The following is a 1084-nucleotide window of genomic DNA, read 5'->3' on the forward strand; positions in this document are numbered from 1 at the left end:
AGCCTTAAATGATTTATCACAAACGGAACACGTTGGATCAGAGTGTGGTTCTCAGATTGCCTAAACCGTTGGATTAGCTAAACTAACTTCCATAGATATGAATGACTTTAAATAATAAAAAAGGTGTTGCTTCCAGTTTTAGGTAACACATTTTATTATGGTCAGCTTATTAAGTAAAGCTACAACGTTAGTTGAAGATGAAACTTACTTTTTAACCCATATTGCCTTTGTATAATCTATACGTAATCCCGCTCTTTCCATATTATTTTGACTGACTGAGCCAAATTTTGCTAACCTGCCCCAATAGTTTAAGTACATCATTTCACAATCTTTCTTTGCAAAATACAAAAAAGGCGACCTCCTTCTTGACCCGTTAGTAATAACGAATTCAGTTTGTCTCTTCGTTTATCATATCTTCAAGACGCTTAAAAGCTGTATTTATGGGATTCTCTTCTAATCTTTTTTGAATCAAATTTGCACATTCTTCAGGACTTAGAACCGATGTATCTATCTCCAGATCATAGATACCTGGAAAATGAACGGACTTCTGCCACAACATAATGGGTTTTGGTACAGACCTATCTTCAGCGTAGCTATTATTCCAAGTCGCAATTCGTCGCTCCATTACAACATTTAGGGGGCATCGGATACCCACAAATAACACGGGAAAGTCCTTCAAAATACGAACACACTTATAAAGAATCCCCCTCCTAGATGAATAGTTATCGTGATGTCCAACATCAACAACAACGTTCAAACCTAATCGACTGTGTGCTGCAATAGATTCGTACATAGCCTGATACAAGGTAACGATTAATGGCTCTAAATCAGGGCGTTCGCCTCCAGGTCTTAATCCAATTCCAGGTTGGTAGCGTTGAGGTGTCATTCGAATAAAATTATCAACACCTAAATTCATCCAAACTCCATCAAACGTATTTTGGACAATAGTTGCTATACTTGATTTTCCTGACCGAGGAGTTCCGTTCAGAATCACGATCTTACCTAATGGATTTGTATTTAGCACTCTGTTTCCTCCTCTTACCATAAATGTAACAGTTTTATTTTGCTAGTCGAGTAGAAGAGA

1 protein-coding gene and 1 pseudogene are annotated in these 1084 nt (G+C 37.4%); both read right to left on the reverse strand.

The window, feature by feature from the left end; all coding sequences use genetic code 11:
- Window positions 1-204: 204 nt before the first annotated feature.
- Window positions 205-291, reverse strand: a pseudogene (locus V7266_RS30860) (GNAT family N-acetyltransferase); the annotation flags it as partial.
- A 97-nt stretch (window positions 292-388) separates the two neighbouring features.
- Window positions 389-1024 carry a chloramphenicol phosphotransferase CPT family protein gene (locus V7266_RS30420; protein ID WP_335473005.1) on the reverse strand — a complete coding sequence of 212 codons (636 nt, stop codon included), beginning with the start codon at window positions 1022-1024 and terminating at the stop codon, window positions 389-391.
- Window positions 1025-1084: the final 60 nt, after the last annotated feature.

The organism is Neobacillus drentensis, from assembly GCF_036965645.1.
Lineage (GTDB): Bacteria > Bacillota > Bacilli > Bacillales > Cytobacillaceae > Neobacillus > Neobacillus drentensis_D.